This window comes from Roseateles cavernae, assembly GCF_040187885.1.
In the GTDB taxonomy this organism is placed as follows: Bacteria; Pseudomonadota; Gammaproteobacteria; order Burkholderiales; family Burkholderiaceae_C; genus Roseateles_E; species Roseateles_E cavernae.
This window is the reverse complement of the sequence record NZ_JBDPLH010000003.1, coordinates 589,437-602,639: the sequence shown is the minus strand read 5'-3', so window position 1 is coordinate 602,639 and position 13,203 is coordinate 589,437. Positions and strand designations below refer to the sequence as shown.

Sequence of the window (13,203 nt, the reverse complement as noted above, 5' to 3'; positions counted from 1 at the left end):
CGCATATCGCCCACCTGTCAACCCTTGCAGGGCGGGCAAACCCGGGCGCCGGTGGCGGCCCCGATGGCCGGCGGCCCCGCTTGCCGCTACGCTGGCCGGCTCTTACAAGCCTCTGCCAAACCCATGCCACGCCTGACAAAAATCGCCGCCGCCCTGCTGGCCGCCAGCACGCTCGCCCTGCCCTCGGCGCGGGCGCTGGACCTCAAGAATCTGTCGCCCGATGTTGCGGCCTGCAATGACTTTTACGAGTTTGTGAACGGCCGCTGGGACGCCGCCACGCCGCTGCCCGACGGTCGCGCGCGCATCGGCAGCTTCATCGATCTGCGCATCGCCAATGACGCCATCCTGCAGCAAGGCCTGGACGAGCTGATCGCCAAACCGGCGCTGCAGACCAGCCCGGGACTGAAAGCCGTGGCGGCCTTCTATGCCAGCGGCATGGACCTGGCCGCCATCGAAGCCGGTGGCCTCAAGGCCTTGCAGCCGCTGCTGGCCCAGATCGCGGCGCTGCGCGGGCCGGCCGATCTGCCGGCGGCGCTGGCGGCGCTGAACCGGGTGCAGGTGGCCGCACCGTTGAGCGCCTATGTGTGGCACGACCCCAAGGACACGCGCCGCCATGCGCTGATCGTTGCCCAGGCCGGCCTGGGCCTGCCCGACCGCGAGGACTATTTCAAGAGCGATGCCGTCTCGCTGCGCCTGCAGGCCGCTTATCGCGCCTACGCCAAGACGCTGCTGGCTGCGGCCGGGCTGCCGGCAGAGGCCGCCGATATCGAGGAGCTGATGGCCTTCGAGGCCCGGCTGGCCGAGGCTTCGCGCACGCGCGTCAAGCTGCGCGAACCGAATGCCAACTACAACCCCTTCGATGCCAAGGCCCTGGCGGCCAGTGCGCCGGGATTCGACTGGGCCGCCTACCTGGCCGCCTACACCGGTAGGCCCGAGGGCGTGGCGCGCTTCATCGTCGGCCAGCCCGAGTTCGCCCAGCGCCTGGGCGAGCTGGCCCGCGAGGCGCAGCCAGCCGTCTGGCGCAACTACCTGAGCCTGCGCCTGCTGGACGCCAGCGCGGCGCGCCTGCCCAAGGTCTTTGCCGACGCGCATTTCGCCTATCACGGCACCGCCATCGCCGGGCTGAAGGCGCCGGCGCCGCGCAGCGAAGACGTGATCATGAGCATAGGCGGGCGCACCGGCAGCGCACCGGTGGGCCTGGCCCTGGGCGAGCTCTTCGTGGCCAAGGCCTTCCCAGCCGAGGCGCAGGCGCGCTCGCAGCAGCTGGTGGCCGATATCAAGGCGGCGATGCGCGGCCGCATCGAGGGCCTGACCTGGATGAGCGCGCCGACCAAGCAGCGCGCGCTGGCCAAGCTCGACGCGATGGCGCTGAAGATCGGCGCGCCCGAGCGCTGGCCCGACTATGCCGGCCTGCCACTGAAGGCCGATGACTATGCCGGCAATGCGCTGCGCGCCAGCGCCTGGCAGAGCGCCCAGCGCCTGGCCGATCTGGACCGGCCGGTGGACCGCTCGCGCTGGTTCACCAGCCCGCACATCGTCAACGCCTTCGCCGGCGGGCTCAACGAAATCGTGTTCCCGGCCGGCATCCTGCAGCCGCCCTTCTTCTCCGCCTCGGCCGACGACGCGGTCAACTACGGCGGCATCGGCATGGTGATAGGCCACGAGATCACCCATCATTTCGACGACCGCGGCCGCCAGTACGACAGCGTCGGCAATCTGGCCGACTGGTGGACGCCCGAGGACGCCGCCGCCTACCAGGCCCGGGCCGAGCAGGTAGCCGGGCTCTACAGCGGCTACGAGCCGCTGCCGGGCCAGCGCATCAACGGCCACCAGATGCTGGGCGAGAACATCTCCGACATCGCCGGCATGCCGATCGCCTTCGAGGGCCTGCAGCGCGCACTGGCCCGCAGCGGCGCGCGCGACAAGGTCGACGGCTACACGCCCGAGCAGCGCTTCTTCCTGTCCAACGCGCTGATCTGGCGCACCAAGATGCGCAATGAGCTGCTGATCAACCAGCTGCGCACCGGCCAGCACTCGCCGCCCAAGTACCGGGTGCTGGGTCCGATGTCCAATCTGCCGGCCTTTGCCCAGGCCTTTGCCTGCAAGCCCGGCGACGCCATGGTGGCGGCCGAGCCGATCAGGGTCTGGTGAGGGCTCAGGCTGCGGCCGTCACGGCGGCCGCGATGGCCGCGTCCAGCGCCGGCAGGCGCTGACGCAGCGCCGCCAGCCGGGCCTCGTCGGCGGGGCGCTGCGCGCTGCCCCAGACCGGGTTGGGGTAGTGGCTGTCCCAGTCGAAGCGGGCGATCACATGCCAGTGCAGATGGGGCACGACATTGCCGAGACTGGCGAGATTGATCTTGGTGGGGGCCAGGTCTTGCCTGAGCACCGTCTCGATGCGGTTGACGGCCTCCATGCAGGCCAGTCGCGCGGCGGCGTCGAGGTCGCTGAACTCGGCCACATGGGCGCGCCAGATCAGGCGATAGAAGGCCGGGAACGCGGCCTCGTCGGCGCGGATCACGCGCCACAGCGGGGTTTGCGCGATCAGCAGGCCGCCGTCGTCGCGGCACAGCGGGCAGTCGGATTGAGTGGTGATGTCCATGGCAGCGGCACTGTAACCGGACGCGCGGCTTCGTCATGACTTCCGGCACGGCAGGCCCGTCGCAGCGGGGCTTGTGACGAAATCAGTTCGTCGCGAATTCCGGCCGATCATCACCCGACTTTGGCTTTTGGTCGCGGCGACCTTGGTCCGACCCCAGGGGCAACCCTAGGCTGTGCCCATGTTCCGGAGCGAGCGCTCCGGTTCTTCGCACCCACCGACAGCCATCGATCAAGGAGATTCCCATGACCAAGACCCTCTACCGCACACTGAGCGCCACCGCACTGGTTCTGCTCGCCGGCCTGGCCCAAGCCCAACCCGAGGGGCTCAAGCGCGTCGAAGTCAGCGGCAAGCAAGGCGAGCCGGTGCGCCGCGATGTCAGCCGCAGCTGCCCCGGCGTCGCCGCCACGCTGCAAGACGCACTGGAAAAGTCCTGGCACCTCGAAGAGCAGGAGGCCACGGTGCGCGTCTCCTTCCGCCTGCAGGGCGAGGACACCACCGAGGTCAAGTCGCAGGGCGGGCCGTTGGCCTACCGCATGGCCGTGCGCCGCGCGGTCAGCGGCATGCAGTGCACCAAGCAGGCCACGGACGGCCAGCTCTACAGCTTCGAGATCAGCTTCGTGGCGCCGAAAGACGAAGACGGCAGCTATCGCGTGGCGCTGCAGGAAAACTGACAGCGCAACGCCGGCGGCGCGACAGACAGCGCGGCCAACTTTGTCACGGATTGATCGAGATCAAGCCGCAATTGCTGGGTTTCTGACAGCTCCGCGCCCCCGTGAGGGGGCGATTACCGTACATTGCGCCCTTGCCCGATCGGGCGAGTGCGAGGCGCGGACCGCGCCTCTCTTCCAAGCACCAGCGCCAGCCGCATAGACAAGGCGAGCACGCCCTCCGGGCTCGCTCTGCGGCATAGCACCGATCCCCATGCATAGACCCCGCTGAGCCCACCCGGCTGCAGCGAGAGCCGCGCGTGCGCATCGCAATGCCTGGCTCGCCACCGAAGAGCATCATGAGAATCGACAACTCCGACCCCCGTGCATCGACCCTGGGCTACGCCAGCGTGGCGCGCCGCGTCTCGCTGATCAGCTGCCTGGGCATTGCCGCCCTGCTGATCGCCATCTGCGCGCTGATCTCCTGGCTGCTGACCGAGCAGGCGCGCCAGCGCAGCGTCGACTACATGACCAGCGAGGCCGCCGCCGTCGCGCGGGTGGCCGATGCACTGGACCGCACCGCCCGCCAGTCCGCCGACCGGCTCTACGCGGTGCTGGCCGCCGAGCTGACCGGCAGCTTCGCGCTGCAGGGCGAGGCCGAGCTGACGCACGACGGCCAGGCCCTGGCCGGCGAGCTGGGCCTGGTGGATCGCTTCAGCGCCAAGACCGGTGGCGTGGCCACCATCTTCGCGCGCAAGGGCGAGGACTTCATGCGCGTCACCACCTCGCTGACCAAGCAGGACGGCTCGCGCGCGATGGGCACGCTGCTGGACAGCCAGCATCCGGCCTTCGCCAAGATGATGGCCGGCGGCAGCTATGTGGGCCCGGCCACGCTGTTCGGTGTGCCCTTCATGACCCGCTACCAGGCCATCAAGGACGCCCAGGGCCAGGTGGTCGGCATCCTCTTCGTCGGCTTCGATATGCGCGGCCTGCAGCAGGAGCTGGTGGCGATGGCCCAGGCCGTGAAGCTCTACGAGAGCGGCGGCCTCTACATCATCGACCCGGCCAAGTCGGCCGCCGACGCCTATCTGCGCGCCCATCCGAGCGCCCAAGGCAAGAAGCTGGCCGAGCTGCTACCGGGTGGTGCCGAGGGCCTGCTGAAGGCGCTGGCCGAGGCGCCCAAGGGCCTGCTCAGCGAGGCCCCGGCCCTGTACAACGACAAGCACGACGACGCCTTCGCGGTCGCGCAGCGCAGCGAGGGCACCGGCTGGTGGGTGGTGGCCGAGGCCTCGCAATCGACCGCGCTGGCCGCGCACTACCGCTCGCTGCAGGCCTTGTGGGGCCTGATGATGCTGGCCGTGCTGGTGCTGGGCCTGGGCATCACCGCGCTGCTGCGCCGCTGGGTGGGCCAGCCGCTGGAAGCGCTGAACGGCGCGGTGCAGGCGATTGCCGATGGTGATCTGACCCAGCCGGTCGGCGTCGCGCGCCGGGACGATATCGGCGCGCTGGCGACCGGCGTGGAAACCATGCGCCAGCAGCTCGCGGGCACGATTGCCGAGGTTTCGCGCGCCAGCGACCAGATCGGTCTGGCCAGCGCCGAGGTGGCGGCCGGCAGCCGCGACCTGTCGCAGCGCACCGAGCAGTCGGCCAGCCGCCTGCAGGAGACGGCCGGCGCGATGGAAGAGCTGTCCGGCTCGATGAGCCAAACGGCGGCCGCCGCCGAGCAGGCGCATCAGTTCGTCGGCGCGTCCGACCAGGCGGCCGAGCATGGCGGGCAGGTGGTGGCGCAGGTGGTGCAGACCATGGAGCAGATCCGCGGCGCCAGCGCCCAGATCGCCGAGATCACCGGCACCATCGACTCGATCGCCTTCCAGACCAATATCCTGGCGCTGAACGCCGCCGTCGAGGCGGCCCGCGCCGGCGAGCAGGGGCGCGGCTTCGCGGTGGTGGCCAGCGAGGTGCGGGTGCTGGCGCAGCGCAGCGCCGAGGCGGCCAAGCAGATCCGCAGCCTGATCAGCAGCAGCTCAGAGAAGGTCGAGTCCGGTGCCCGCCTGGTCGGCGAGGCCGGCACGGCGATGCAGGAGATCCTGGGCAGCGTCAAGCGCGTGGCCGGCATCATCGGCGAGATCTCGACCGCCGCCCGCGAGCAGGCCATAGGCGTGGGCCAGATCAATGCCGCCGTGGCCGACCTGGATCAGGGCACGCAGCAGAACGCGGCCCTGGTGGAGCAGAGCACGGCCGCCGCCGAGAGCCTGCAGGAGCAGGCCGACAAGCTGGTGCAGCAGGTCGGACGTTTTCGCGTCTGAGCTGCTGCCCGCTCACACGAGCACGCGCTCGATGCCGCCGGCGTTGGCCTTGGCCACGTACTCCGGCATCCAGTCCTTGCCGAGGATCTGATTGGCCATCTCGACGACGATGTAGTCGGCCTCCAGCAGGCCGTTCTGCAGATCGCCGCCATAGCGTGAGAGGCCTTGAAGGCAGCTCGGGCAGGAAGTCAGGATCTTCAGGTTCTCGGCGGCCGCGACCTTGCCGCTCTCGCGCAGCTGGGTCTCGGTCTTGCGCAGCTCCTCCTCCTTGCGGAAGCGGATCTGGGTCGAGATGTCGGGGCGGGTCACGCCCAGCGTGCCGCTCTCGCCGCAGCAGCGCTCGCTCTTGACCACCTCGGCGCCGACCAGGGCCTTGACCGTCTTCATCGGGTCCTGCAGCTTCATCGGGCTGTGGCAGGGGTCGTGGTACAGGAAGGCCTGCTTGCTGTCGAGCGTGATGCCCTTCTCCAGCAGGTATTCGTGGATGTCGATGATGCGGCAGCCCGGGAAGATGTCCTCGAACTTGTAGCCCTGCAGCTGGTCGTAGCAGGTGCCGCAGCTGACCACCACGGTCTTGATGTCCAGGTAGTTCAGCGTGTTGGCGACGCGGTGGAACAGCACGCGGTTGTCGGTGATGATCTTCTCGGCCTTGTCGAACTGGCCCGAGCCGCGCTGCGGATAGCCGCAGCACAGATAGCCTGGCGGCAGCACGGTCTGCACCCCGGCATGCCAGAGCATGGCCTGGGTCGCCAGGCCGACCTGGCTGAACAGCCGCTCCGAGCCGCAGCCCGGGAAATAGAACACCGCCTCGGTCTCGGCCGTCGTCGCCTTGGGGTTGCGGATGATGGGGACGTAGTCCTTGTCCTCGATGTCCAGCAAGGCGCGCGCGGTCTTCTTCGGCAGGCCGCCCGGCAGCTTCTTGTTGATGAAGTGGATCACCTGCTCCTTGATCGGCGCGGCGCCCAGGGTCGCGCGCGGCGCGGCGGTCTGTTTCTTCGCAAAGGTCTTCAGCAGGTCGTGGGCCAGGCGCTGGGCCTTGAAGCCCACGCCCACCATCGCGCTGCGGGCCAGCTTGATGGTCTCGGGATTGGTGGCGTTGAGCATCAGCATCGCGGCGGCATTGCCGGGGCGCCAGCTCTTCTGACCCATCTTGCGCAGCAGGTTGCGCATATTCATCGTCACGTCGCCGAAGTCGATCTTGACCGGGCAGGGATTCGCGCATTTGTGGCAGACCGTGCAGTGGTCGGCCACGTCCTCGAACTCCTGCCAATGCTTGATCGAGACGCCGCGGCGGGTCTGCTCCTCGTAGAGGAAGGCCTCAACCAGCAGCGAGGTCGCCAGGATCTTGTTGCGCGGGCTGTAGAGCAGATTGGCGCGCGGCACATGGGTGGCGCAGACCGGCTTGCATTTGCCGCAGCGCAGGCAGTCCTTGACGCTGTCGGCGATCGCACCGATATCGCTCTGCTGCATGATCAGCGACTCATGCCCCATCAGCCCGAAGCTCGGGGTGTAGGCATTGGTCAGATCGGCATAGGTGGTCAGCGACTCGGGGCCGCCCAGGCGCAAGAGCTTGCCCTTGTTGAAGCGGCCCTCGGGGTCAATCCTTGCCTTGTAGTCGGCAAAAGGCGCCAGCTCGGCATCGCTGAGGAACTCCAGCTTGGTGATGCCGATGCCGTGCTCGCCCGAGATCACGCCGTCCAGGCTGCGTGCCAGCTTCATGATGCGGGCGACGGCTTCGTGCGCCGTCTGCAGCATCTGGTAGTTGTCGGAGTTGACCGGGATATTGGTGTGCACATTGCCGTCGCCGGCATGCATATGCAGGGCCACCCAGACGCGGCCGCGCAGCACTTCCTTGTGGATGCGCTTGCACTCGTCCAGGATCTGCGCGAAGGCGCCGCCGCTGAAGATGTCCTGCAGCGGCTTGAAGATCTGGGTCTTCCACGAGGCCCGCAGGCTGTGGTCCTGCAGCTGGTCGAAGAAGCTGCGTTCCTCGCCTCGGGCTATATCCAGCTCCTGCATCCACTGCTGCCACTGCGCCCGCACCTCGGCCAGCAGGCTCAGCGCCTGCGCGACGCGGTCGCCGAGCAGCTCGGCGCTGGGGATCTCGCTGGCATCGTCGGTCTTGCCCAGCGGCAGATTGCCGCGCTCGAAAAAGGCCTGCAGCTCGTCCACCAGGGCCAGCTTGTTGCGCAAGGAGAGCTCGATATTGATGCGCTCGATGCCCAGCGTGTACTCGCCCATGCGCGGCAAGGGGATCACGACGTCCTCGTTCACCTTGAAGGCATTGGTGTGCTTGGAGATCGCGGCGGTGCGCTTGCGGTCCAGCCAGAACTTCTTGCGCGCATCGGCGCTGATCGCGACAAAGCCCTCGCCGCTGCGGCCGTTGGCCAGGCGCACAACCTCGCTGGTCGCTCGCGCCACCGCATCGGCGTCCTCGCCGACGATGTCGCCGACCAGCACCATCTTGGGCAGGCCGCCGCGCTTGCTCTTGGTCGCGTAGCCCACCGCCTTCAGATAGCGGTCGTCCAGATGCTCCAGGCCCGCGAGCAGGACGGGGGAGGGGCCCCGTCCCTCCCCTGTGTCGCCGTCGGGCTTTTTGGACAGGGCGAACATCAAGTCGCGGATCTCGACGATGGAGGGCACGCAGTCCTTCGGATTGCCGAAGAACTCCAGGCAGACGGTGCGCACATGGGCCGGCATCTTGTGCACGACCCAGCGGGCACTGGTGATCAGGCCATCGCAGCCCTCTTTCTGGATGCCGGGCAGGCCGGCCAGGAACTTGTCGGTGACATCCTTGCCCAAGCCTTCCTTCCGGAAGGTGCGGCCGGGGATGTTGAGAACCTCGGTGCGCTCGAGCTTCTTGCCGCTCGCATCGAAATAGCGCAGCTCGAAGCTGGCCGTCTCGACATCATGGATCTTGCCGAGGTTGTGATTGAGCCGCACCACCTCCAGCCACTTGGCCTCGGGCGTCACCATGCGCCAGCTGGCCAGATTGTCCAGCGCCGTGCCCCACAGCACGGCCTTCTTGCCGCCCGCATTCATCGCCACATTGCCGCCAACGCAGCTGGCTTCGGCCGAAGTGGGATCGACCGCGAACACATAGCCATGCAGCTCGGCCAGGTCGGCCACGCGCTGGGTCACGACGCCGGCCTCGCTCCATATCGTCGCGACCGGCTTGTCGACGCCGGGCAGCGCCATCACCTCGACGCCGCGCAGCGCTTCGAGCTTCTCGGTATTGATGACCGCGCTGTTCCATACCAGCGGCACGGCGCCGCCGGTATAGCCGGTGCCGCCGCCGCGCGGGATGATGGTCAGGCCCAGCTCGATGCAGCCCTTGACCAGATGGGCCATCTCCGCCTCGGTATCCGGGGTCAGCACGACAAAGGGGTACTCGACCCGCCAGTCGGTCGCGTCGGTCACATGCGAGACGCGCGACAGGCCGTCGAACTTGATATTGTCCTTGGCGGTGCGCTTGCCCAGCAGCTTGGTGGCGCGGCGGCGCAGCTCGGCCACCTCGTCGAACTGGCTGGAGAACTGCTGCACCGCCCGGCGCGCGGCCGCAAGCAGCTCGCCCACCGAGGCGTCGCGCTGTGGGTCGCTGGCCGGGTCGCGGCGCTTCTCGACCTCATGCAGCCGGTGGTTCAGCGCTTCGATCAACTGGCCCCGGCGCTTCGGGTTGTCCAGCAGATCGTCCTGCAGATAGGGGTTGCGCTGCACCACCCAGATATCGCCCAGCACCTCGTACAGCATCCGGGCCGAGCGGCCGGTGCGGCGCTCCTCGCGCAGCTTGTTCAGCAGCTCCCAGGCGCGCGCGCCCAGCAGGCGGATGACGATTTCGCGGTCGGAGAAGGAGGTGTAGTTATAGGGAATCTCGCGCAGCCGGGCGGCGTGCGGGGCGTCCTCATGCCCGGCGGCGGCGGTGTGGGTCGGGTCGACAGGCATCAGCGGATGCGGTGCATTCATGGCGGCCAGGCGCTTGCGCACCCTTGGTTGGCCGGGCAGCCGGTCAAGGCGGAACACCCGGCGAAAGCTGGAAATCTCTCGTTCGATCTGCATCGACGCGCCGGGCTTGTGACCTGCTGGCGGGGATGCGGGCGGCAGCCTCATCAGGTGCGCACACCGGCATCACACCGGCAGCCAACCCCACTCGCGTCGGGTCCGTGATCCTACCGCAGTGCAGCATGCCCGCCCTGCGCACGGCCGAGAGCCCTTGCCGGACCCGCCTGTTTGGGGCGGTATGGACAGGCGGCTGTGGCGCGCACGCCAATGGCGGCGCACCAAATGATGGCGCCGACGCCGTCTTCAGGCGCATCGGGCACCACACCCGGGCCAGGCCCTATTGCCCGGACGCGGCGACCATGTCACAACACGGATGTCACAATTGACACATAAGCTTGTTGGCTCATGCTGTGATCCACATGATCCACACCAGCCCTGTCGAATAACGGAGCATCCAAGACAATGAAAGCACAACACCTCGTCGCCGCGCTGCTGGCCGCCGGCCTTGCCACCGGTGCGCAAGCACAGACCGAAGTCCAGTGGTGGCATTCCATGGGCGGCGCCCTGGGTGAATGGGTCAATGATCTGGCCAAGGATTTCAACGCCAGCCAGAAAGATTACAAGATCGTGCCCACCTTCAAGGGCAGTTATGACGAGTCGATGACGGCCGCGATCGCCGCCTTCCGCGCCGGCAATGCGCCGCACATCCTGCAGGTCTTCGAGGTCGGCACGGCCACGATGATGGCCAGCAAGGGCGCCATCGTGCCGGTGGGCGAGGTGATGAAGAACGCCGGCGCCAAGTTCGACCCGAGCGCCTATGTGCCCGCCGTGGCCGGCTACTACACGGCCCCCAACGGCCAGATGCTGAGCTTCCCCTTCAACAGCTCGACCACGGTGTTCCACTACAACAAGGACGCCTTCAAGGCCGCCGGCCTGGACCCGAACAAGGCGCCCGCCACCTGGCCCGAGGTGGCACTGGCCGCCGCCAAGCTCAAGGCCAGCGGCCACAAGTGCCCGTTCACGACCAGCTGGGTCAGCTGGACCCAGTTCGAGAGCTTCTCGGCCTGGCACAACGTCGAATTCGCCAGCAAGAACAACGGCTTCGGCGGCCTGGACACGCGACTGAACTTCAGCACCCCGCTGCATGTGCGCCATATCGAGAACCTGGCGAACATGTCCAAGCAGGGCCTGTTCGTCTACAAGGGCCGCGGCAATGCGGCCGACGCCACCTATGTCTCGGGTGAGTGCGCGATGACCACCGGCTCCTCGGGCCTGTATGCCAATGTGAAGCGCAATGCCAAGTTCGGCTTCGGCATCTCGCCGCTGCCCTACTACCCCGATGTGACCGGCGCACCGCAGAACACCGTGATCGGCGGCGCCAGCCTGTGGGTGATGTCGGGCAAGAAGGCGCCCGAGTACAAGGGCGTGGCCGCCTTCTTCAGCTATCTGGCCCGCACCGATGTGGCGGCCGACAGCCACAAGCGCACCGGCTATCTGCCGGTGACCAAGGAGGCCTACAACGCCACCGAGAAGTCGGGCTTCTACAAGGAAAACCCGGGCACCGAGGTGGCCGTGGTGCAGATGATCCGCAAGACCACCGACAAGTCGCGCGGCGTGCGCCTGGGCAATTTCGTCCAGATCCGCACCATCATCGACGAGGAAATGGAACAGGTCTGGGGGGGCAAGAAGAGCGCCAAGGAAGGCATCGACGCCGCGATCAAACGCGGCAACGAACAGCTGGAGCGTTTCGAGAAGGCCAACAAGGGCTAAGCTCCTCGCTTTGAATGATCGATAGAACCCGCCGCCCTGGGAAACCGGGGCGGCGGGTTGATGCTTTTGGGAAGGGACATCATGTCCGTAGAAAAACGCGTGCTTTTCAAATCGGGCTGGCTGCCCTGGGTGCTGCTGGCACCTCAGGTCATCGTCATCACCGTGTTCTTCTTCTGGCCGGCCGGCCAGGCGCTGCTGCAGTCGCTGCAGCAGCAGGATGCCTTCGGCATGTCCACCGAGTGGGTGGGGCTGCAGAACTTCCGCCAGCTCTTCAGTGACGAGAGCTATCTGGCCTCGTTCAAGATCACCGCGCTGTTCTCCGCGCTGGTGGCGGGCTTCGGCCTGGCCATCGCGCTGCTGCTGGCCGTGATGGCCGACCGTGTGATCAAGGGCGCCTTCGCCTACAAGACCCTGCTGATCTGGCCTTATGCGGTGGCGCCGGCGGTGGCCGGCGTGCTGTGGCTGTTCATGTTCGCGCCCTCCTTCGGCGTGGTCTCCTACATGCTGCAAGCCGCCGGCACCGACTGGAACCACCTGCTGAACTCCAACCATGCGATGACGCTGATCGTGGTCGCCGCGGTCTGGAAGCAGATCTCCTACAACTTCCTGTTCTTCCTGGCGGGGCTGCAGTCGATCCCGAAATCGCTGATCGAGGCCGCCGCCATCGACGGTGCCAGTCCGGCCCGGCGCTTCTGGACCATTGTGTTCCCGCTGCTCTCGCCGACTACCTTCTTCCTGCTGGTCATCAATGTGGTCTACGCCTTCTTCGACACCTTCGCGATCGTCGACGCGGCCACCCACGGCGGCCCGGGCAAGGACACGGCCATCCTGGTCTACAAGGTCTACTACGACGGCTTCAAGGCCCTGGACCTGGGCGGCTCGGCCGCGCAATCGGTGGTGCTGATGGTCATCGTGATCGCGCTGACCGTGCTGCAGTTCCGTTTCGTCGAGAAGAAAGTGCAGTACTGACATGATCGAACGTCGCCCCGCCCTCACCGTGCTGGCCCATCTGACGCTGATACTCGGCGTGCTGATCGTGGCCTTCCCGGTCTACCTGACCTTTGTCGCCTCGACCCAGAGCGCCGAGCAGATCGCGCAGAGCCGCCCGCTCTCGCTGCTGCCCGGTGACCATATGCTGGAAACCTGGAAGCTGGCCCTGTTCGGCGGCGAGACCAGCGCCGGCAGCAAGATCCCGCCAGCCCTGCCCATGCTGAAGATCAGCCTGATCAGCGCGCTGGTGATCTCGCTGGGCAAGATCGCGATCTCGCTGCTCTCGGCCTTCGCGATCGTCTACTTCCGCTTCCCCTTCAAGAGCTTCTTCTTCTGGGCCATCTTCGTGACGCTGATGCTGCCGGTGGAGGTGCGCATAGGCCCGACCTACCAGGTGGTGTCGGACCTGAAGATGCTCAACACCTATGCCGGCCTGACCGTGCCGCTGATCGCCTCGGCCACCGCCACCTTCCTGTTCCGCCAGTTCTTCATGACGGTGCCGGACGAGCTGGTCGAGGCCGCGCGCATGGATGGCGCCGGGCCGATGCGCTTCTTCAAGGACGTGCTGCTGCCGCTCTCGCGCACCAGCATCGCCGCGCTCTTCGTGATCCAGTTCATCTATGGCTGGAACCAGTATCTGTGGCCCCTGCTGGTCACCACGCAGGAGGATATGTACCCGGTCGTGATGGGCATCAAGCGCCTGATCACCGGCGAGTCCTATACCGAGTGGAACGTCGTGATGGCCACCGCGCTGCTGGCGATGATCCCGCCGGCCCTGGTCGTGATGCTGATGCAGAAGTGGTTCGTCAAGGGCCTGGTGGACACCGAAAAATGATCGCTTGCGGGACGTAGCGCCGCGCTGCGGCCAGCGCTGTTCCCAGCGGACTAGAGA

Annotated in this window: 8 protein-coding genes; 6 read left to right on the top strand and 2 right to left on the bottom strand. The window is 67.2% G+C overall.

Annotated features, from left to right (window positions below; all coding sequences use genetic code 11):
• The first annotated feature begins 123 nt into the window (after positions 1 to 123).
• The gene (locus ABGI63_RS13355; protein ID WP_349742858.1) at positions 124 to 2,151 is read left to right on the top strand and encodes a M13 family metallopeptidase; all 2,028 of its coding nucleotides are present in this window, start codon (positions 124 to 126) and stop codon (positions 2,149 to 2,151) included.
• A 4-nt stretch (positions 2,152 to 2,155) separates the two neighbouring features.
• Here the strand turns inward: ABGI63_RS13355 and ABGI63_RS13350 are convergent, their stop codons facing one another.
• Positions 2,156 to 2,593: an HIT family protein gene (locus ABGI63_RS13350; protein ID WP_349742906.1), complete on the bottom strand. Its 438-nt coding sequence runs from the start codon at positions 2,591 to 2,593 to the stop codon at positions 2,156 to 2,158.
• 248 nt (positions 2,594 to 2,841) lie between these two features.
• Between ABGI63_RS13350 and ABGI63_RS13345 the strand changes: the two genes are divergently transcribed.
• Positions 2,842 to 3,270, top strand: coding sequence for a hypothetical protein (locus ABGI63_RS13345; protein ID WP_349742857.1), 429 nt, complete (start codon positions 2,842 to 2,844; stop codon positions 3,268 to 3,270).
• A gap of 335 nt (positions 3,271 to 3,605) precedes the next feature.
• Positions 3,606 to 5,552, top strand: a complete 1,947-nt coding sequence (locus ABGI63_RS13340) for a Cache 3/Cache 2 fusion domain-containing protein (RefSeq protein ID WP_349742856.1) — start codon at positions 3,606 to 3,608, stop codon at positions 5,550 to 5,552.
• A 12-nt stretch (positions 5,553 to 5,564) separates the two neighbouring features.
• Here ABGI63_RS13340 and ABGI63_RS13335 read toward each other — a convergent pair whose 3' ends face one another.
• Positions 5,565 to 9,515: a DUF3683 domain-containing protein gene (locus tag ABGI63_RS13335; protein WP_432767417.1), complete on the bottom strand. Its 3,951-nt coding sequence runs from the start codon at positions 9,513 to 9,515 to the stop codon at positions 5,565 to 5,567.
• A gap of 498 nt (positions 9,516 to 10,013) precedes the next feature.
• On the opposite strand from ABGI63_RS13335, the gene ugpB reads away from it, so the two are divergent.
• The 3 genes from ugpB (at position 10,014) to ugpE (ending at position 13,146) form a co-directional block, all read left to right on the top strand.
• Positions 10,014 to 11,321: a sn-glycerol-3-phosphate ABC transporter substrate-binding protein UgpB gene (gene ugpB, locus ABGI63_RS13330; protein ID WP_349742855.1), complete on the top strand. Its 1,308-nt coding sequence runs from the start codon at positions 10,014 to 10,016 to the stop codon at positions 11,319 to 11,321.
• Between the two features lie 81 nt (positions 11,322 to 11,402).
• Positions 11,403 to 12,290 carry a sn-glycerol-3-phosphate ABC transporter permease UgpA gene (ugpA, locus tag ABGI63_RS13325; protein ID WP_266008549.1) on the top strand — a complete coding sequence of 296 codons (888 nt, stop codon included), beginning with the start codon at positions 11,403 to 11,405 and terminating at the stop codon, positions 12,288 to 12,290.
• A gap of 1 nt (position 12,291) precedes the next feature.
• Positions 12,292 to 13,146 (top strand): sn-glycerol-3-phosphate ABC transporter permease UgpE, encoded by an 855-nt coding sequence (gene ugpE, locus ABGI63_RS13320; protein ID WP_349742854.1) that lies wholly within the window; start codon positions 12,292 to 12,294, stop codon positions 13,144 to 13,146.
• Positions 13,147 to 13,203: the final 57 nt, after the last annotated feature.

What these genes read in the sequence shown, in the direction of transcription:
- ABGI63_RS13355 (WP_349742858.1), top strand. Translation starts at nt 124, where the DNA reads ATGCCACGCCTGACAAAAATCGCCGCCGCCCTGCTGGCCGCCAGCACG.
- ABGI63_RS13345 (WP_349742857.1), top strand. Translation starts at nt 2,842, where the DNA reads ATGACCAAGACCCTCTACCGCACACTGAGCGCCACCGCACTGGTTCTG.
- ABGI63_RS13340 (WP_349742856.1), top strand. Translation starts at nt 3,606, where the DNA reads ATGAGAATCGACAACTCCGACCCCCGTGCATCGACCCTGGGCTACGCC.
- ABGI63_RS13335 (WP_432767417.1), bottom strand. Translation starts at nt 9,515, where the DNA reads ATGAATGCACCGCATCCGCTGATGCCTGTCGACCCGACCCACACCGCC.
- ugpB (WP_349742855.1), top strand. Translation starts at nt 10,014, where the DNA reads ATGAAAGCACAACACCTCGTCGCCGCGCTGCTGGCCGCCGGCCTTGCC.
- ugpA (WP_266008549.1), top strand. Translation starts at nt 11,403, where the DNA reads ATGTCCGTAGAAAAACGCGTGCTTTTCAAATCGGGCTGGCTGCCCTGG.
- ugpE (WP_349742854.1), top strand. Translation starts at nt 12,292, where the DNA reads ATGATCGAACGTCGCCCCGCCCTCACCGTGCTGGCCCATCTGACGCTG.